The following is a 17,277-nucleotide window of genomic DNA, read 5'->3' as shown; positions in this document are numbered from 1 at the left end:
GGTCACCCCGTGAACGTAAAGTGGAGTCATGGCACTGACTTCGCAAGAACGACAGGAGTTCCTCGCCCAACCCCATATCGGCGCGCTCGCGGTCGCCGCGAGTCCGGACCGCGCCCCGCTCAATGTGCCGATCTGGTACCAGTACTCACCCGGCTCCGAACTCTGGGTACTGACCGGCGCGCATTCGACGAAGATCCGACTGCTGGAGGCGGCCGGGCGGTTCAGCCTCATGGCGCAGGTCGTGACGCCGACCGTCCGCTACGTGACCGCCGAGGGCCCGATCACCCGCACCGAACCCATGAAGGACGGCATGCTGCGCGAGATGGCCGCGCGCTACCTGCCCGCCGAAAAGGTCGACCCCTACCTGGAATTCGCGCAATCCCACGGCGACCAGGTCGCGGTATTCATGCGCCCGGACCACTGGCTCTCCGCCGACATGGGCGCGATCTGAGGGAACCGTCGGCGGCGGAAAACCCTTTGTCGCCGGGGCCGACAGACGCCTAACCTCGTCCGAATGCGGCGCAGCGTCATCGTCGGCGATATACACGGCTGTTTCGAGGAATTGCTCGAACTGCTCGACACGGTCGAACTCGCCCCGGACGATCTCCTGATCAGCGTGGGTGATCTGGTCGACCGTGGTCCCGAACCGGGCGCGGTCGTCCGATTCTTTCGTGAGCGGCCGAACTCGGTCGTGGTCATGGGGAATCACGAGCGCAAACACGTGCGAGGGATCCTCTCCTACGCTCAGGAGATCACGCGCCTCCAGATCGGTGACGACTACGCCGACATGGTCGAGTGGATGCGGACACTGCCGTACTACTTCGAGAACGAAGCGATTCGGGTCGTGCACGCCGCCATGGTGCCCGGTATCGCACTCGCGGATCAGCGCCCGGAAGTACTGTGCGGTTCGACTCGTGGTGAGCGGGAACTCGGCGCGCGGTTCGCCGACGGTCATTGGCACGATCGCTACGACGATTCCGTCCCGATCGTATTCGGCCACCACGTGACCGGCGACGAGCCGTTGATCCGCGACGGCCGGATATTCGGTCTCGACACCGGGGCCTGTCACGGCGGGGCGTTATCCGCGCTCTGTGTACCGGAATTCACGGTTCACTCGGTCCGGGCTCACGCCGATCATTGGTCGAATACCCGCCGCCGATGGCAATTGCCCGTCCTGCGGTCCAAACCTTGGCACGACTTCACCTGGTCGCAATCGGCGGAGACAGTCGCGAGGTTCGCGTCGACTCCCGATCCGGCCACCCGTGAGTGGCTCGCGGCGGTCGACGCGTGGGCCGCGCGATTGCGCGAATCGTTCCCCGCCGTGATCAACGCCGCGTACGACCGTGCCCGCGAACTGGGTGCGGATCGGATCGGAGAGCATCGCGCCGCGCGATTCCTGTTCCAGGCCCATCACGGCCGACTCGATCACGCGAGCTTGACCCGCCAGTGCACCACGCCGCGCAGGGTGATCGAACTCGCGACCGCGTTGGGGGTAGACCTGCCGGAATTGCCGCGCTGAGCGGGATCGGCTGTACCGCTGCCTTTCTCGAAGGACGAGTTCGAGTCTCGCCGCTGGGGGAGGGACAGCGCGTGCGGCGGAACCGGGCGCGTTGTTCGGTCGGCCGCTCGGAGGACTCGAGCCTGCCCTGGTCGGGCGTGTGCTCGGGGCGGCACGCCCGACTGTCGGAGGCCGACCTCCGCACAAACGCGCCCCGTTCAGAGCGCCGCGGTCCGGTCGACGGTGAAGTCCTGGATGAGGGCTGCGAGTTCGATCGGTCGGTCGCCCTGGACGGAATGTCCGGCGTCGGCGACGATCTCGATCCGCGCATCGGGCTGGCGGCGCAGGAATTCGGCGGTGTCGGCGTCGTCGACGACCGGTGAACGCGCTCCGCGGACGAGCATGGGCGCGGTGGCGAGCGCGGAGACGTCCTCCCACAGCGGGCCGAAGTCGAGTGTGCCGTCGGCGGTGGGACGTATCCGGTCGTAGCGCCAGATCCAGCGGCCGTTGTCCTGTTCGCGCGCGTTGTGCAGGATGCCGCGACGCAGTGACCGGACCGATCGGCCGGGGTTGTGCGTGACGGTGCGTTCCAGGATCTCGTCGAAGGACGCGAAATCGGCGGGGCCGTGGACGAAGGCGGTGATGGCCGCAGTCTTCGCGGGATGGTCGCCGGTGCCGGGCGTGACGTCGACCAGAACGAGTCGCCGGACCAGGTCGGGGCGGCGAGCGGCGAGGCGAAGTGCGGTCAGACCACCCAGGGACATGCCGACGATCGCCTGCGCGCCGGGCGCGAGCGCGTCCACGGCGGTCGCGACGGCTTCGGCCAGACGGTCGGGCGTGTAGTCGTGATCGGGCCACCAGTCGGAATGGCCGTGGCCGGGCAGATCGATCGCGACCAGGGGCCGGTTCAGCGCCAGCGCCACCGTGTCCCAGGTGTGAGCGTTCTGCGCGCCGCCGTGCAGCAGGACGAGTTCCGGTTCGGCCTCACCCCAGCGCAGGGCGCTGATATTCGCTCCGTTGCCGATATCGGCGGAAATCCTGCGCACCCGCGGGGCACCCGACCACGGCAGCCCCGCCTCCTCCGCGTTCTCGGCGAACAGTCCGAATTCGTCATACTCCGACATACCCGACAGTATGCGTCGGCGCCGTCGCGATGCCCAGATATCGCGACGGCTCGAGTCGAAGGTCGGCGGTAGGCCCGATCAGCTCACGACACTGTCGACGATCAGTGGCGCGCCGGTGGCGGCCACGACCTGTTCGGTGGTGACGCCCGGCGCGAGTTCGCGCAGGACCAGGGTGCCGTCGCCGGGGATGTCGATGACGGCCAGATCGGTGATGATCCGGTCGACGACGCGGCGGCCCGTCAGCGGCAGGGTACACGCCTCGACGATCTTGGGGTTGCCGTCGCGGTCGGTGTGCTCCATGAGCACGATGACCCGTCCCGCACCGTGGACCAGATCCATGGCGCCGCCCATGCCCTTGACCATCTTGCCGGGCACCATCCAGTTGGCGAGGTCACCGTGGCGTGACACCTGCATGCCGCCGAGGACGGCGGTGTTGATGTGACCGCCGCGGATCATGCCGAACGACAGCGCGGAATCGAAGAACGCGGCGCCGGGCAGGACGGTGACCGTCTCCTTGCCCGCGTTGATCAGATCCGCGTCGACGGCGTCCGGTGTCGGGTACGGCCCGGTGCCGAGGATGCCGTTCTCCGAATGCAGGGTGACCTTGACATCGGGGCTCAGGAAGCCGGGAATCAGTGTCGGCAAACCGATTCCGAGATTCACGTACTCGCCGTCGGTGAGTTCGGTGGCGGCGCGCGCGGCCATCTGGTCGCGGGTCCATCCTGTGCGTGTGGTCATCGGTTCGAACCCTCCTCGACGGTGACGGTGCGCTTCTCGATCTGCTTGTTCTGCGTTCCGGTGTGCACGATGCGCTGCACGAACACGCCGGGCAGATGGACCTGCGCCGGATCGAGGGTGCCCGCGGGCACCAGATTCTCGACCTGGGCGATGGTGATGCGGCCCGCCATCGCGGCCAGCGGATTGAAGTTGAGCGCGGATTTCTCGAAGACCAGATTGCCCGCGGTATCGCCGACGGCGGCGTGCACGAGGGCGTAGTCGGCGGTGATACCCGTTTCCAGGACGTAGCTGTTTCCGCCGAAGGTACGCGTCTCCTTGGGCGGGGACGCCACCGCGATGGTGCCGTCGGCGGCATAGCGCCAGGGCAGGCCACCGTCGGCGACCGGGGTGCCGACTCCGGCCGGGGTGTAGAACGCCGGGATGCCGGCGCCGCCCGCGCGCAGCCGTTCGGCCAGCGTGCCCTGCGGGGTGAGTTCCACCTCGAGTTCGCCGCTGAGGTACTGGCGCGCGAATTCCTTGTTCTCGCCGACATAGGAGGCGACCACACGCCGAATGCGTCCGGCGGAGAGCAGAATGCCGAGACCGTGCTCGTCGACGCCGCAGTTGTTGGAGAATATCTCCAGATTGTTCACGCCGGATTCGGCGAGCGCTCGGATCAATTCGTCGGGGATACCGCACAGTCCGAAGCCGCCGACTGCGATAGATGTGTCGTTGCCGATATCCGCTACGGCAGCGGCGGGGGTCGTGAAGACCGTGGCGCCCATGTCGTTCCTTCCGGTCGCGTCGATGCGTCCATTCAGTGGTCATCCCGATCGGGATCTGTCGATACTCAACCGTCAGAGTGACCGCATTTCAAGCGGAACGGTCGAGATGGGAGCACATTGTTCGCGACGTGGACGGCTCCCGTTCCAGCGTTCACTGAGTGGACGTATGCTGGCGCGGTGGACGATCAGCAGAAGCCGCAGGTGATCCGGCGGGCCACCGCGCTGTTGCGCGCGCTGGCCGCCGCCGAGCCCACGGGCGCGACGACCTCGGAACTCGCGAGCGCCACCGGACTGGCCCGTCCGACGGTACACCGCCTGCTGACGACCCTGGCCGACGAAGGGCTCGCCGACCGCGACCACCGATCCGGCAGGTGGTCGATCGGCCCGGAGTTGTATCTACTCGGTTCGCTGGCCGCGAGCCGCTACGACATCGTCGACATCGCGCGGCCGGTATTGCGGGATCTGGCACGCACGACGGGGGAGAGCACCTTTCTGTCGGTGCGTCGCGGCGACGAAACCGTCTGTGTGGCAGCCGAAGAGGGAAGTTTCCCGTTGCGTTCGCATGTCCTGCACATCGGCATCCGGCTGCCGCTGGGTGTGGCGTCGGCCGGGCTGGTCATCCTCGCGCATCTGGCGCCGCACGATGTCGCGGACTACCTCGACCGGGTCGATCTCACCGAGGAGTGGGGTGAGCGCCACGCCCGGGACGCGGTGACCGAGCGACTGGTGCGCACCAGGGAGACCGGCTACTCGCTGAACCCGGGACTGCTGGTCGAGGGCAGTTGGGGCATGGGTGCCGCCGTGTTCGACGACCGCGACGAACCGGCGTGGGCGCTGAGCGTCACCGGGGTCGAGAGCCGTTTCGGCGTCGACCGCCGCTCGCACCTCGGTGAGTTGCTGTTGCGGGAGGCGCACCGCCTGACCCGCGCGTTGCGGCAGCGCCATCCGGTGGGCGACACGTGAGCGCTCGTCCGGAACGGGCGGGCATTCCTGCCACGGACGTGGGTCAGCGCGGAATATCGAGCACGGCCGGGATGCCGGTCGCGGCGAGGGTTTCGGCGGTCACCGTGGCGAGGTGACCGATCCAGGCGGTCAGTTCGTCCGGGTCCGCGGCGAATCCGAGCATGGCCGAGGGGTGGAAGAGGGCGAGCGCGTCGCCGGCGTCGAGATGGAAGGTGATATCGACGGCGGTGTCGCCCCTGGTCACCGTCACCGCGGTCACGGGCGGGTTCGCGAGATCGTGCGCGCGATGGAGCACGTGCGGGTCGGCGTCGTCGATGCGCACGGCCGAGATGTCGATGATATTGCGGTACAGCCATTTCCGATGGGAGTCGCGCGCGTCGTGAATGGCGAGGACGAGTTCGGGGAAGCGCTCTTCGGCTACTCGGACGGTCATGGGTGGCGGTGTCACCGGTGGTCCCCGGCCGGCGCCGACGGCGCGGACCGACGGTAGAGCACATGTGACTGTCTCATCCACCCACCCTAGACATTCATCCCACCTGCGGTGTAGTCGGTCGGGCGACCGATTGTTTCTGCCGGACATTACATGCGAACATCATTGTTTTCTTGTGTCGACGCTGGTTCGACCCATCCCCGCGTTCACCTGGCGCTGCGCAACCGGGAGCCGCCGAATCTGCTTGCGAGTGCACCGTTGTGTGCCGACAGTGCACACGCGCTGCCCCGGCCCCGGTTTCGCACTAACTTGAACGACTGACCGGTTTCGAGTGAAGGGGTCGCGGTGACGGCTCCACGGGAGGTGGCGAGGTGGTAGTGGTGTTCCGGTCCGCGGACTACGCGCCGCACGAGCGCGCGGACGCGACGCGGGTGGCCATGCAGGAACAGTCGGTGCCGTCCCGGGTGGTGTTGCAGGATCCGGACAAGATCGACTGTCTGATGGAAGTCTGGTCCTACGGCGAGGCCAGCGTCTTCCGCAGCGATATGACCGGGTATCGACTGCTGCGCTCGCCGCGTCAGGTGAAGGCCGGACCGGCCGAGGTGCTCGCCATCGCGGTGCAACTGAGCAGCGTCGGATACAACGAGCAGTTCGGTGTGCAACAGGTATTGCCCGCGGGCGATCTGTTCGTGGTCGACCTCAACACGCCCTACGACTACCGGCTGCCCGGATTCGGGGCGTCGACCTGCCTGCACGTGCCCATCGAAGCCGTCGGCCTGCCGCACGAGGTGGTCCGCGAGGCGGCGACGCGGCTGGCGGCAAGCCCGCTGCACACCCTGGTCACCGCCCATATCGGCGAACTCACGCGACAGGCCGAGCGGCTATCGGCGGATCCGAGCGCCGCGGCGCTCGGCGACACCGGTATCGAACTCACCAGGGCGCTGCTGGCTTCGGCCTACGACATCGACTACGCGCGCGGCCTGATGGCCGAAGTGCTGCTGCCACGGGTTCGCGCCTATGTGCGCAGACATCTCAACGATCCCGAACTCACCCCGGCGCGGATCGCCCGGGTACACGACATCTCCACCCGTCGCCTGTTCCGGCTCTGCGCCGAGGCCGGATTCAGTCTGGAACAGTGGATCATCGCCGAACGCCTCATCGGCGCGCGCGAGGAACTCGCCCGCGACGCCGAGTCGCCCGTCGCGGCGGTGGCGCGCCGCTGGGGTTTCGTCAACAACGCGCATTTCAGTCGCCGGTTCCGCGACATGTTCGGCCTGTCGCCGAGGGAATGGCGCCGGATCGCGCAGCAGGAGCGGGCGGTCGGCGCCGAGAGCAAACAACCGTGCGACCAGAGCCAGATCGGCCGTCCCGTACGGCGCTAATCTCGCGGCGTCCGCCACCCCCGACGCCGGCGCCGACAGCGCCAGAGACGGAGACCGCCATGACCGGCGCCCCCGACACCATCGTCCTCGTCCACGGTCTGTGGATGACTCCGCGCAGCTGGGAGCACTGGGTCGAGTACTACGGAGCCAAGGGTTACACCGTGGTCACGCCCGGCTATCCCGGCTTCGAGATCGAAGTGGAGGCATTGCGCGAAAACCCCACGCTGATCGCCGATCTCACCGTCACCGAAACCGTGGATCATCTCGCCGCCGTGGTGGAGGCGCTACCGACCGCGCCGATCATCATGGGGCATTCCTTCGGCGGCACGCTCACTCAGTTGCTGGTCGACCGAGGTCTGGGCGTGGCGGCCGCCGCGATCGATTCCGCGCCGACCGAAGGCGTGCGGGTGACGCCGCCGTCGCAGGCGAAATCGCTTTTCCCGGTGCTCAAGAGTTTGTCGAACCGGCACAAGGCGGTGGGTTTCACGGCCGAGGAGTTCCACTACGCCTTCACCAACACCATCGACGAGGCCGCCTCGCGCGCGGCCCACGACCGCTATCACATTCCGGCGCCGGGCAATTGGGTGTGGACCTACGGTGTCTTCGAGAATTTCAGGCCCGGCCATCACGAGACCTGGGTCGACTACTCCCGCGACGACCGCGCCCCGCTGCTGTTCATCGGCGGTAGCGAGGACCACATCATGCCGCCGTCGGTGAACAAGTCGAACGCGAAGCTCTACCACAAGTCGAAGGCCGTCACCGAATACCACGAGTTCCCGGGTCGTTCGCACTGGATCTGCGCGGAACCCGGCTGGCAGGAGGTCGCCGACTACGCGCTGGAATGGGCGCTGGCGCAGGCCGCGCGGTCCGTGCGGGAACCGGCGGGGGACTGAGCGGTCGGTATTCCAGCCGTCCGCCGCGTAGACTCCGAAATCCGCGACCCCGGCGGCGGAGAGCACGATGGCACTACTTCTGGATGTCTCGAAAGCGCGGCCCTACGATCCGGCCGCGCTACGGGCGGCGCTGCGCGAGGCCGGACTCCCCGACACCGTCTCGGTCACCCCGCTGCCGCGGACGTCACCGCGTATTCGACTGCATCAGTGGGATCTCGGTGACGGCACCGCGCTGATGCGACTGGAGAGCACCGGTATCGCCGCCGCCCGCACGGCGGTGCGGGCCGGGGCGGCGCCGGTCGCGCGCATGGCGGTCGCTGTGCTCTCGCCCGGCGACTGGACCCTCACCCATCACGGCACGGTGATCGGCCCGATTCCCGGCGAGCCGACGCTGATCGCCGTCGATCACGCGACCCCGTTCGATTTCCGTCGCGGCGGCACCGGGACGGTGCTGGTCGTGCATTTCGACCGCGCGCGTCTCATGCTCTCGGACCGGGTAACGGCCAGGGCGGTCCGTGGGCTACGGCCGGACAACGCCCTGTACGACATCGTCCGTACCTTTCTGCCGCAACTCGCCACCGTGGCGAGCACCAGCGCGGAGATGCTGCCCGAACTGAACACCACCACGATCGACCTGATCCGGGCACTGCTCCTGAACGCCGCCGAGACGGCCGAAAGCGACCCCGAACCGGACATGATCGCGCGGATCCGCCGCTACGTCGAGGACAATCTCGACGATCCGGCCCTGTGCGCCGACAGCATCGCCGCCGCGCACAGCGTCTCCACGCGCCAGCTCTACAAGGTGTGGTCGCGCACCGGAATCGGACTGTCCGACTTCGTGATCGGCCGAAGGCTCGAACGCGCGCGCGTCACCCTACGCACCCACCGCCACCTCACCATCGCCGCGGTGGCACGCAGGCACGGGTTCAACGACGCCACGCATTTCACGCACCGTTTCCGTGCCGCGTACTCCGCCACGCCCTCCGAGTGGCGCAACGCGGAGATCACCGCCGTCTCGGCGAGATGAGTAGCTGCCGTCTCGGCGAGATGAGTAGCCGCCGTCTCGGCGCACTGAGCAGCAGCCATCTCGGCGCGCTGAGCACCAGCCGCTTCGGCGCGCTGAGCAAAGAACCGTGCCCGCGTAGCCAGTTCGACGCGGGCTCGCATTCCTAGAGTCGGCGCGAGGGCTCTCACACACTCGAACCACGGAGGATCCATGAACTCCCGAAGAACGGCTCGCCGCCGACTTCGCACGGCCGCGACCCTGGTCGCTTCCGTCCTGACGCTCGCCGGACTCGCCGCGGCACCCGCGAACGCGGCTCCGGTACCGACGGTCGTCCTGGTGCACGGCGCCTTCGCCGATGCCAGCGGCTGGACCGATGTGGCCGCGCAGTTGTCCGCGAGCGGCTACCCGGTCCGCACCTTCGACAACCCGCTGCGCAGTCCGGCGGGCGACGCGGCCCGGCTCACCGAATTCCTGGCGGATATCAAGGGCCCGATCGTGCTGGTCGGCCATTCCTACGGTGGTGCGGTGATCACCAACACCCATGATTCCGACGTGCGGGCCAATGTCTACATCGCCGCGTTCGCGCCCGCGGAGGGCGAATTCGTCCAGGGTCTGCTGAACCCGGTCACCTATCCGGGCAGCCGGTTGCTTCCCCCCGCGTTGCAGCTCACCTCCGTCCCGGACGGGGCGAGCCCGGTGGGCGCCGATGTCGACGGCTACATCGCCGAGGAGTACTTCCACGAGGTGTTCTGCCAGGATGTGTCGGCGGCGGTGGCCGCCGATATGTACGCCCACCAGAAATCGGCCGCGCTGGCGGCCAATCTCGAGCCGAGCGGCGCACCGTCCTGGGCCGACACCCCGAGCTGGTACCTGATCTCCCAGCAGGACCGGGTGATCCCGCCCGCACTCCAGAAGATGATGGCCGGGCGCGCCGCACCCGGCCGCACCAGCGAGGTCGACGCCTCCCACGTGTCGCTGGTGTCGCAACCGGGCCGGGTCGCCGACGTGGTGCGCGCCGCCATCACCGCGACCTCCTGACCCCGGCGGGTACCGGACCCGAAGGTGTCCGGTACCCGACCGAGCCGATGCCGGATTGATCAGTTTCGAAGAAGCCCGCGGTCTCCCCGGTTTCCTACGATGAGAGTCGTTCACATCGATCCCGGTAGGGAAGGAAACGGCAATGGCCGAAGCACAGAAGACCACCCGGGCAGCCGCGCGGAAGAAGTCCTCGGTCGGGTTCTCCGACGAGGAGAAGGCCGCGATGAAGGAGCACGCGCAGGAGCTGAAGACGGCGGCGCGCCGCGGCTCGCGCGCGTCCAAGGCCAACGGCGAAGCCGACGTGGTCGCCAAGATCGCCGAGATGGCGGCCCCCGACCGCGTCATGGCCGAGAGAATCCACGCCATCGTCGGCGCGGGCGCTCCCGAACTCACACCGAAACTCTGGTACGGCATGCCCGCCTATGCCAGGGACGGCAAGGTCGTCCTGTTCTTCCAGAGCGCCGAGAAATTCAAGGCGCGATACGCCACTCTCGGTTTCAACGACATCGCCGCCCTCGACGACGGCACCATGTGGCCCACCGCCTTCGCCCTGACGAAACTCACCCCGGCCGTCGAGGCCAGGATCACCGAGCTGGTGCGGAAGGCGGCGGGCTGAGTTCGGGTCCGTTCAGCGCGCCGAGTCCTGGACCAGCACGGGCTCCTCGAGCAATTCCGCTTGTCCGGCAACGACATTGGTCAGGATCGCACGTGCCACGCGCAGCAGTTCGGCCACCTGCGGCGAGGTCAGGGCGTAGGTCACCGACAGGCCCTCCCGTCGCGCGGTGACCAGTCCGGTGCGCCGCAGTACGGCCAGTTGCTGCGATAAGTTCGCGGGCTCTATTCCGACCTCGGGCAGCATTTCGGACACCGCGTGGTCGCGTTCGCTCAGCAATTCCAGAACCCGTATTCGCACCGGATGTCCGAGTGTTTTGAAGAAATCCGCTTTCATTCGGTACAGCGGCTGTCGCGCACCACCCACGAAAACCTCCGACCCCGCACACGGCGTAACCAAATATCTTTCCGATCCCGATGACTCGACTGTCCGTCGGCGCCGACAGACCCGCGGCACGGCTCGTTCCGTGGGGATTCGCGGATGCGACGGTTGTTCGCCGGGTGGATCTCCGAATCGGATCCGGTACACCGACGAACGGCCGAGCGCTGATGGAGGTTACCACCGGGCATATCGATCCCGGTGGGGATTCCGATGCTCCGGTGCGACAACGAATGTCGGGCTCGAGATGATTCTTCCGGTGCGCGGATCACGTGCCGAAAGAATCATACCGACCGGTCAAGAGATTCAGATTTCGAGTTCTGCCTCGATATCTTTGAGCCGGTGCCGCGCCATCGCCAGATTGCCGCGCGACCGGTCGAGTGCGAGGTAGAGGAAAAGGCCCTTGGCCCGGCGGCTGCGCGTCGGCCGGATCAGATGGTATTGGGTCGCGAGGGTGATGAGCACATCATCGATCTCCTCGCTCAGCCCCAACTGCTCGATGGTGCGCATCTTCGCGCGGATCACCTCGGTATTGCCCGCCGACGCGACCTCGAGGTCGAAAGACTTCGATCCGCCGAGCACCCCGAGCGGCATGCCACTGCCGTAGTCGACGACGGCGGCCCCGATGGCACCGTCCAGCATCATCATGTCCTTCAACGCAACTTCCATGTCCGCCAAGGTCTTTCCCTTCTCCCACGGTACGAACGGCTTCGTGCGGGCCGACGCTACCGAGAAAGGGGCGAGATAAGGGGGGATCGATGAAGAATTCCGCAAGGTATGCAATTGGCAAGTTGTGCAATCAGATCGGCGTCGTCACAGGTCCCGGCGCGATCGGACGTATCGCCGGGTGCCGCCGCCTCGTCGGCGGGGCGTCAAGCCCGCTGAACGGCCAGTGTGACTCCGTCGTCTAACGCGGAACGACGCGCATCGTGGTCTCGGCCGCGCCGGGGCTGTTGATCGAATCGACGATCGAGGCGGCGTAGCGGCGGTACTTGTCGCGGTAGGCGGCATCGACACGGTCCTTGACCGCGGCGCCGACATCGGTGAACGTGACGTCGGCATCGACACCCGCCGCCTTCAGATGGCCCTCGTGGCGGCCGCGGGTGGCGCGGTACCAGGCGGCGCTCGATCCGTTCACCGACCGGATGTAGACGTCGTCGCCGTCGCGCACCGCCCAGATGACCCGTGGCTTGTTCAGTGTTCCGTCGGTGCGCCGCGCGGCGATCTCGATCTCGTCGACCCGTTCGATCGTCTCCAGTTGGTCATTGGTCCAAGTGCTCATGACATCCCCTTTCGATTGACGGGCTCCGGTCGCGGCGCCCGAGTCCACCGTCGGATACCCCATGATATTTGCCGACAGTTCGCTGATGTGGCGTGATTCGCACACCCGTCTATGACATCCGCGCGACCGGCGCTCCGGCAGTGACCGCTGGTCCAGGTACCCGCGGTACCTCCCCGGGCCCGCGGGCGCGCTCATGCCGTGGATGACATGCGCCCTGCAACTCGACGAGACCGAACGCGCGGCCGACGGACTCGAGTTGCCGGCCACCCGGGCTGCCGCCGTCGAGCCGGACCGGCGAATTCTCGGCCCGCACGCTCGAATAGGCGGCTCCGCGCCCCTCGATCCGCGCGAGTATCGGCGGCGGTGGTTTCACGTATTTTCCTGGCACACGGGCTTTTACGCCCTCGGATCGGCGAAACACGCGACCCGACCGGGTCATTGCCACTTGCCCGTGGCATGGCATCGGCGCATGATGTCAGGCGGGTCAACACTGGCTCGCCAGTCGCCATACCGCTCAGCCGAGGAACGTGATCATGATCAACAAAGCCACACAAGCGTTTGCCGTCACCGCCATCGCGCTGTCCATCGGTGCGATCGCCGCTCCCGCCGCCTCCGCCGCACCCGCCACAGCGGAACCGTCCGCCACACCCATCGGCTCGGTCGCGCTCTGCCTGAACATCCCGATCCCCCCGTTCAGCATCAGCGTCTGCCTCTGACCTTCTCCGGCGCACCGCGGATCGTTCGCGGATGCCGAGAAGTCCATCGACGCGAACTCGACCCGCACGGTCCGGTCCGCGCGATAACGCTGCCATGATGACGTGATGCAGCTGAACGACGAACTCCTCTACGCCGTCGCCCCTTTCGCGGAAACCCTCGGTGTCCGGATCGAGGAGGCGAGCGCCGAATCGGTGCGGGTGCGGCTGGCCCATCGGGAGCAATTGGGCACGATGGGCGGCGGTATGCACGGCGGCGCGCTCATGAGTCTGTGCGATATCGCCGCGGCGCTGTGCGCGGCCGCCCAGGTCGAACCCGGACAGGTCACCACCACCGCGGAATCGTCGACCTACTTCCTCGCCCCGCTGCGGGGTGATTCGGCCACCGCCGTGGCCCGACCGGTCCGGGTCGGCCGGGCGCTGATCTGCGTGGAGGTCGATGTGCACGACGCGCAGGGCCGCCACTGCGCGCGTACCACCCAACTGCTCGCGGTCACACAGTCCTGACCGGCGCGGACGCCGTTTTCAGACGATTTCCACGTACAGCGTGTAGGTGGCATTGCCGCGCGTCGGTGCGACGGTCACCCGGTAGAAGCCGTCCGACGGCAGCACGATCCGGGTCCAGGCGTCGGAGACGACGATCACGGGTCCGTCGGGGCCGGAGATGCTGAGATTCGCGTTCCCCTCCACCGAGGTCAGGGTGCTGTCGAGTACCTGTCCGCGGCGCGCCTCGAAGAAATAGCTGTCGGCATCGCCGCGCACCACCGCTCCGTCGACGACCGCCGCGCTGGTACCCGGCGCGAATTCGACCTCGGTGTAGACCCCCGCGTGCGCGGTGCCAGCGAAAGCGACGGCGACGGTGGTCGCGACGGTGGCGAGCGCGATCGCGGAGGCGGCGCGCACGGTGCGGATGTTGGAGGCCATGGTCGGTGTCCTGTCGTGGGGGCGAGGTGGATGTCGCCGGTGGAATGCGATGCCACCGACTCTGGCAACCGCGACTTGCCGATACCTGAAAGGCCGGTTAACGTGCTGGTCCGGCACCCGGCGCACGTTCGCGGATCGAGTCGGGCGCGCCACTTCGTCGGACACTCCGCGTCAGGGATTGGCGGCGCGATAGGCGACGGTCTGTGCCGCCACGATGCGCACCAGATCGCCCAGTGCCATCTCGACGTCGGCCAGATGCAGGCCCCAGTCCGCGTCGGGAACGGCGGGCAGATTCGGGCTACCCGGCTCCGCGGTCGCCATGAGCGCGGTCGCGCCGTCCTGGTGGATACACCGCACCCGGTAGGTCTGCGCGGGGACCAACCACGGTGTCGGCGCGGCGATCGCGCCCGGACCGAGCGCAAGCGCGAGTTCGACGCCCATCGGGCTCGGCACCGGCTGGGCGCGCAATATGGTTGCCGCGGTGCGTGATTCGTTGAGTTCCAGCGAGGCCGGATTGGTGCAGGCGAGTTCGTAATCCGGCCCGTACGGCTGCGGCGTCGCCTCCGGTGTCACCGGGTTGCGGCCGAATCTGCTGTCCGGCGGCGGTATTTCGTCGAAGGTCTGCCAGGCGAGCACGCACCCGGTCTGAGCCTCGCTGCGGCACAGCGACAGGTGCTGGAAGTCGCCGCCGACATCGCTGTTCTTGCGCACCACCGTATTTCCGCCGAGCAGGATCGCGGACAGGATTCGATCGCGTATCTCGGGCCGCGGGTCGATCTCCTCGCGGATCAGCTGTCGCAACATGCGGGTGCCCTGCGAATGACCGATCAGCACCACCGGTCGCGACGGATCGTGTTCGGCGAGGAACTGCTGCCAGGCGCGTCGCACGTCCGTGTACGCGATGCGTGACAGTTCGGCGCGCTGTTCGGCGGTGTAATCGTCTTCGTCGGCGAGCGCGCCGAGGGTGCGCTGGCGGTACACCGGCGCGTACACCTCGCACACCTGGGAGAAGCGCGCCGCCTGCTGGGCGGCGACGGTGCGCAGTTCGGGTGTCACGGTGGTGTCGGCGTTGGGCGTCGACTGCAACGACACCGTGGGGTACACGTAGAAACAGTCGACGCCGGGATCGGCGGGCGCGGGCGCCTCCTCGCGCAGGTCCGGTTGTCCCGCTCGCCGCACGGTCGTCGCGGTGCTCGCGGCACACGGGTCGTCGGTCAGGCCGGGACGGCACAACCACACGACGCCCTCGTCGGGTGCGGCGCCCGCGCCGACCGGCACCCAGGGAATGACACCGATGCCGCAGACCACGGCCGCAACCGCACGCCACCATCGACTATCGCGCATCGCCTCCGCCTTCACAGTGTCGGTCCCGCCATCGGCCGCCGTGGATCTGCGGCACCGCGCGGGGGAGATCCGGGTCGGGCCATCGTAGCCGTCCGGTTCTCCCGTTCCCGGGACCGAACCGAGGTCTTCGGGGCGGGGGTCGCGGGTGCGTCGGAGACTCGGCCGACGCTCGCGTGCGAGTATCGGGGTCATGCCACGTATCGCCACCGCCGACGTCGTCCGACGAGCCGAACTGCTCGAATTCCTGCGCCCGCGTCACCGTGCCGTACTGGAGACGAGACGCGCCGACGGCAGTCCCCAGCTCTCGCCGGTCACCTGCGGCGTCGACTCGGACGGCCGTCTGGTGATCGCGACCTATCCGACCCGGGCCAAGACCAGCAATGCCCGCCGCGATCCCCGGGTCTCGCTGTGCGTGCTGTCCGACGAATGGAACGACGCCTACGTGCAGGTCGACGGACGCGCCGAGGTGCTCGACATGCCGGAGGCCCTGGACGGACTGGTCGACTACTTCCGCTGCATCTCCGGCGAGCACCCGGACTGGGCCGAATACCGGGAGGCCATGGTCCGGCAGAACAAATCGCTGATCCGCGTGCACATCGAACGCTGGGGTCCGATCGCCACCGGCGGTTTCCCGCCCGAGCGGTAGGCGGACGGCCTTCGAGCACCTCGAAAAGCTCGCGCCGCGACCGGGTTCGGCCCGAGCGGCGTCGGCCGGGAACGAGTTCCGCGCGCGCGGGGAGCGCGAAAAACATTCCGCCCAGCCCGTTTTCGCGGGTCCGCCTGTTACCTCACCGTGTCGTACCATCTACCGGGGTCCTGCGTAGACCCGGCAACGCGCTCCGTCGCGGCGTCAGCGCGCGGAGTGTCGGCGATTCACCAAACCTGTAGTGCACACGAACACATTGGGGAGGTTTCTCACTTGAGTACGCAGCAGTCCCGGGAGATGTCGTGCCCGGTCGTCCACCACTCGCCGATTCCGGCAGACGAACACCGGATCCCGCTGCACACAACGGAATTCGCCGCCGATCCGCACCGATACTATCGCGAGATGCGCGGTCGCTACGGCAGTTTGGCCCCCGTGGAACTCGCGCCCGGCGTACCGGCCACCCTGGTGATCGCCTACCGGACCGCGGTGCGGATCCTCAACGACCCGGAACGTTTTCCCGCGGACCCCAGAACCTGGCAGCAGAGCGTGCCGTCGGATTGCCCCGTCCTGCCGCTGCTCGAATGGCGGCCGATGGCGAGCAGATGCTCGGGCGCGGAATTCACCCGCTATCGCCAGGCGATCACGGCCGGTATCGACTCGGTCGACCTGTTCTCGCTGCGCGGCGTCGTGGAGAAACACGCCGTCGAGTTGATCAATTCGTTCTGCGCGGACGGGCGTGCCGATCTGATCCGGCAGTACGCGTTCCCCCTGGTGTTCGATGTCATCAACCATATGCTCGGATGCCCGCCCGAGATCTACGACCAGGTCGCGGCGGCGACGAGCGCGCTCATCGACGGTGGGGACGCCGAGACGGGAAATCGGCTGCTCGGCGAGGCGCTGATGAATCTGGTGACGCTCAAACGGGCCGAACCCGGTCGCGACATCCCGTCGACATTGCTGCGACATCCCTCCGGCCTCGACGACATCGAGGCGTCGCACCACGTGTCGCAGATCTACGGGGGCGGCATCGAATTCCAGCTCAACCTGATCGTCAACACCCTGTTGTTGATCGTCTCCGACGTCCGCTTCGGCGACAACGTCCTCGGCGGGAATCTGTCCTCGCGCGACGCACTCGACGAGGTGCTGTTCAACGATCCGCCGGTGGCGAATCTGCTGGTGACCTACCCGCGCCAGCCGATCGTCATCGACGACGTCTGGCTGCCCGCGCACCAGCCGGTGGTGATCAGCATGGCCGCGTGCAACAACGATCCCGAAGTCCGCAGCACCGAACTCACCGGCAATCGCGCCCATCTCGCGTGGGGTGTCGGCCCGCACGCCTGCCCGGCGCAATCGCTGGCGTATCTGATCGCCGAATGCGCGATCGATCAACTGCTCGACGTCCTGCCCGAGATCAGGATCGACCTGACCGACGGGGGCCCCGCGTGGCGGCCCGGCCCGTTCCATCGTGCTCTGACCGAGTTGCCCGTCACCTTCCCGCCCGCCCCACCGCTCGCCGTGTGACCGTTCGTATCCCTCGGCGA

At 67.7% G+C, this 17,277-nt stretch carries 22 protein-coding genes; 12 read left to right on the top strand and 10 right to left on the bottom strand.

Annotation, left to right across the window (positions count from 1 at the left end):
• The first annotated feature begins 28 nt into the window (after window positions 1–28).
• On the top strand, window positions 29–451 hold the full coding sequence (locus tag JZ792_RS02755) for a pyridoxamine 5'-phosphate oxidase family protein (RefSeq protein ID WP_216906496.1): 423 nt from the start codon (window positions 29–31) through the stop codon (window positions 449–451).
• A gap of 63 nt (window positions 452–514) precedes the next feature.
• Window positions 515–1,519 carry a metallophosphoesterase family protein gene (locus tag JZ792_RS02750; protein ID WP_216906494.1) on the top strand — a complete coding sequence of 335 codons (1,005 nt, stop codon included), beginning with the start codon at window positions 515–517 and terminating at the stop codon, window positions 1,517–1,519.
• 197 nt (window positions 1,520–1,716) lie between these two features.
• Here JZ792_RS02750 and JZ792_RS02745 read toward each other — a convergent pair whose 3' ends face one another.
• From JZ792_RS02745 to JZ792_RS02735, 3 genes are all read right to left on the bottom strand, one after another.
• Window positions 1,717–2,622 carry an alpha/beta fold hydrolase gene (locus tag JZ792_RS02745; protein ID WP_216906491.1) on the bottom strand — a complete coding sequence of 302 codons (906 nt, stop codon included), beginning with the start codon at window positions 2,620–2,622 and terminating at the stop codon, window positions 1,717–1,719.
• A gap of 78 nt (window positions 2,623–2,700) precedes the next feature.
• Complete coding sequence (locus JZ792_RS02740) at window positions 2,701–3,360, bottom strand: CoA transferase subunit B (protein ID WP_216906489.1); 660 nt, start codon at window positions 3,358–3,360, stop codon at window positions 2,701–2,703.
• Window positions 3,357–4,124, bottom strand: a complete 768-nt coding sequence (locus JZ792_RS02735; protein WP_216906487.1) for a CoA transferase subunit A — start codon at window positions 4,122–4,124, stop codon at window positions 3,357–3,359. The genes JZ792_RS02740 and JZ792_RS02735 overlap by 4 nt, the downstream gene beginning before the upstream one ends.
• Window positions 4,125–4,301: 177 nt before the next feature.
• Here JZ792_RS02735 and JZ792_RS02730 point away from each other — a divergent pair, with 177 nt between their 5' ends.
• Window positions 4,302–5,087, top strand: coding sequence for an IclR family transcriptional regulator (locus tag JZ792_RS02730; protein ID WP_216906485.1), 786 nt, complete (start codon window positions 4,302–4,304; stop codon window positions 5,085–5,087).
• A gap of 43 nt (window positions 5,088–5,130) precedes the next feature.
• Here JZ792_RS02730 and JZ792_RS02725 read toward each other — a convergent pair whose 3' ends face one another.
• On the bottom strand, window positions 5,131–5,520 hold the full coding sequence (locus JZ792_RS02725; protein WP_216906483.1) for a hypothetical protein: 390 nt from the start codon (window positions 5,518–5,520) through the stop codon (window positions 5,131–5,133).
• 377 nt (window positions 5,521–5,897) lie between these two features.
• Here JZ792_RS02725 and JZ792_RS02720 point away from each other — a divergent pair, with 377 nt between their 5' ends.
• The 6 genes from JZ792_RS02720 to JZ792_RS02700 all read left to right on the top strand — a co-directional run bounded on the left by JZ792_RS02720 (window position 5,898) and on the right by JZ792_RS02700 (window position 10,452).
• Window positions 5,898–6,899, top strand: a complete 1,002-nt coding sequence (locus JZ792_RS02720; RefSeq protein ID WP_308165115.1) for a helix-turn-helix domain-containing protein — start codon at window positions 5,898–5,900, stop codon at window positions 6,897–6,899.
• Window positions 6,900–6,958: 59 nt separating this feature from the next.
• Window positions 6,959–7,792, top strand: coding sequence for an alpha/beta hydrolase (locus JZ792_RS02715; RefSeq protein ID WP_216906479.1), 834 nt, complete (start codon window positions 6,959–6,961; stop codon window positions 7,790–7,792).
• A gap of 67 nt (window positions 7,793–7,859) precedes the next feature.
• On the top strand, window positions 7,860–8,819 hold the full coding sequence (locus tag JZ792_RS02710; protein ID WP_216906477.1) for an AraC family transcriptional regulator: 960 nt from the start codon (window positions 7,860–7,862) through the stop codon (window positions 8,817–8,819).
• Window positions 8,820–8,839: 20 nt separating this feature from the next.
• Window positions 8,840–8,965, top strand: coding sequence for a hypothetical protein (locus JZ792_RS42565; RefSeq protein WP_256461337.1), 126 nt, complete (start codon window positions 8,840–8,842; stop codon window positions 8,963–8,965).
• A 43-nt stretch (window positions 8,966–9,008) separates the two neighbouring features.
• Window positions 9,009–9,836, top strand: coding sequence for an alpha/beta hydrolase (locus tag JZ792_RS02705; protein WP_216906475.1), 828 nt, complete (start codon window positions 9,009–9,011; stop codon window positions 9,834–9,836).
• A gap of 142 nt (window positions 9,837–9,978) precedes the next feature.
• Window positions 9,979–10,452: an iron chaperone gene (locus JZ792_RS02700; RefSeq protein WP_216906473.1), complete on the top strand. Its 474-nt coding sequence runs from the start codon at window positions 9,979–9,981 to the stop codon at window positions 10,450–10,452.
• A 12-nt stretch (window positions 10,453–10,464) separates the two neighbouring features.
• Here the strand turns inward: JZ792_RS02700 and JZ792_RS02695 are convergent, their stop codons facing one another.
• The 4 genes from JZ792_RS02695 to JZ792_RS02680 form a co-directional block, all read right to left on the bottom strand.
• Entirely contained in the window at window positions 10,465–10,785 is a 321-nt protein-coding gene (locus tag JZ792_RS02695; RefSeq protein ID WP_216906471.1) for an ArsR/SmtB family transcription factor, read from the bottom strand.
• Window positions 10,786–11,133: 348 nt separating this feature from the next.
• Window positions 11,134–11,496, bottom strand: coding sequence for a hypothetical protein (locus JZ792_RS02690; RefSeq protein WP_405181149.1), 363 nt, complete (start codon window positions 11,494–11,496; stop codon window positions 11,134–11,136).
• Between the two features lie 238 nt (window positions 11,497–11,734).
• Window positions 11,735–12,109 carry a DUF2255 family protein gene (locus JZ792_RS02685; RefSeq protein WP_254189180.1) on the bottom strand — a complete coding sequence of 125 codons (375 nt, stop codon included), beginning with the start codon at window positions 12,107–12,109 and terminating at the stop codon, window positions 11,735–11,737.
• 514 nt (window positions 12,110–12,623) lie between these two features.
• A complete protein-coding gene (locus JZ792_RS02680) occupies window positions 12,624–12,893 on the bottom strand; it encodes a hypothetical protein (protein ID WP_216906466.1) in 270 nt (89 codons plus the stop codon).
• Window positions 12,894–12,930: 37 nt separating this feature from the next.
• Here JZ792_RS02680 and JZ792_RS02675 point away from each other — a divergent pair, with 37 nt between their 5' ends.
• Window positions 12,931–13,329 carry a PaaI family thioesterase gene (locus tag JZ792_RS02675; RefSeq protein ID WP_216906464.1) on the top strand — a complete coding sequence of 133 codons (399 nt, stop codon included), beginning with the start codon at window positions 12,931–12,933 and terminating at the stop codon, window positions 13,327–13,329.
• 18 nt (window positions 13,330–13,347) lie between these two features.
• On the opposite strand, the gene JZ792_RS02670 is transcribed toward JZ792_RS02675, so the two are convergent.
• Both JZ792_RS02670 and JZ792_RS02665 read right to left on the bottom strand, forming a co-directional pair.
• Window positions 13,348–13,746, bottom strand: coding sequence for a PPC domain-containing protein (locus JZ792_RS02670; RefSeq protein ID WP_216906462.1), 399 nt, complete (start codon window positions 13,744–13,746; stop codon window positions 13,348–13,350).
• Between the two features lie 171 nt (window positions 13,747–13,917).
• Window positions 13,918–15,090 carry a DUF3089 domain-containing protein gene (locus JZ792_RS02665; protein ID WP_216906460.1) on the bottom strand — a complete coding sequence of 391 codons (1,173 nt, stop codon included), beginning with the start codon at window positions 15,088–15,090 and terminating at the stop codon, window positions 13,918–13,920.
• A gap of 190 nt (window positions 15,091–15,280) precedes the next feature.
• Here JZ792_RS02665 and JZ792_RS02660 point away from each other — a divergent pair, with 190 nt between their 5' ends.
• Window positions 15,281–15,736 carry a PPOX class F420-dependent oxidoreductase gene (locus JZ792_RS02660; protein ID WP_216906458.1) on the top strand — a complete coding sequence of 152 codons (456 nt, stop codon included), beginning with the start codon at window positions 15,281–15,283 and terminating at the stop codon, window positions 15,734–15,736.
• Between the two features lie 273 nt (window positions 15,737–16,009).
• On the top strand, window positions 16,010–17,257 hold the full coding sequence (locus JZ792_RS02655; RefSeq protein ID WP_438804289.1) for a cytochrome P450 family protein: 1,248 nt from the start codon (window positions 16,010–16,012) through the stop codon (window positions 17,255–17,257).
• The last annotated feature ends 20 nt before the right edge of the window (window positions 17,258–17,277 follow it).

The sequence above is a fragment of the Nocardia noduli genome (genome assembly GCF_019038455.1).
Lineage (GTDB): Bacteria > Actinomycetota > Actinomycetes > Mycobacteriales > Mycobacteriaceae > Nocardia > Nocardia noduli.
This window is presented reverse-complemented; position numbering and strand designations above follow the sequence as displayed.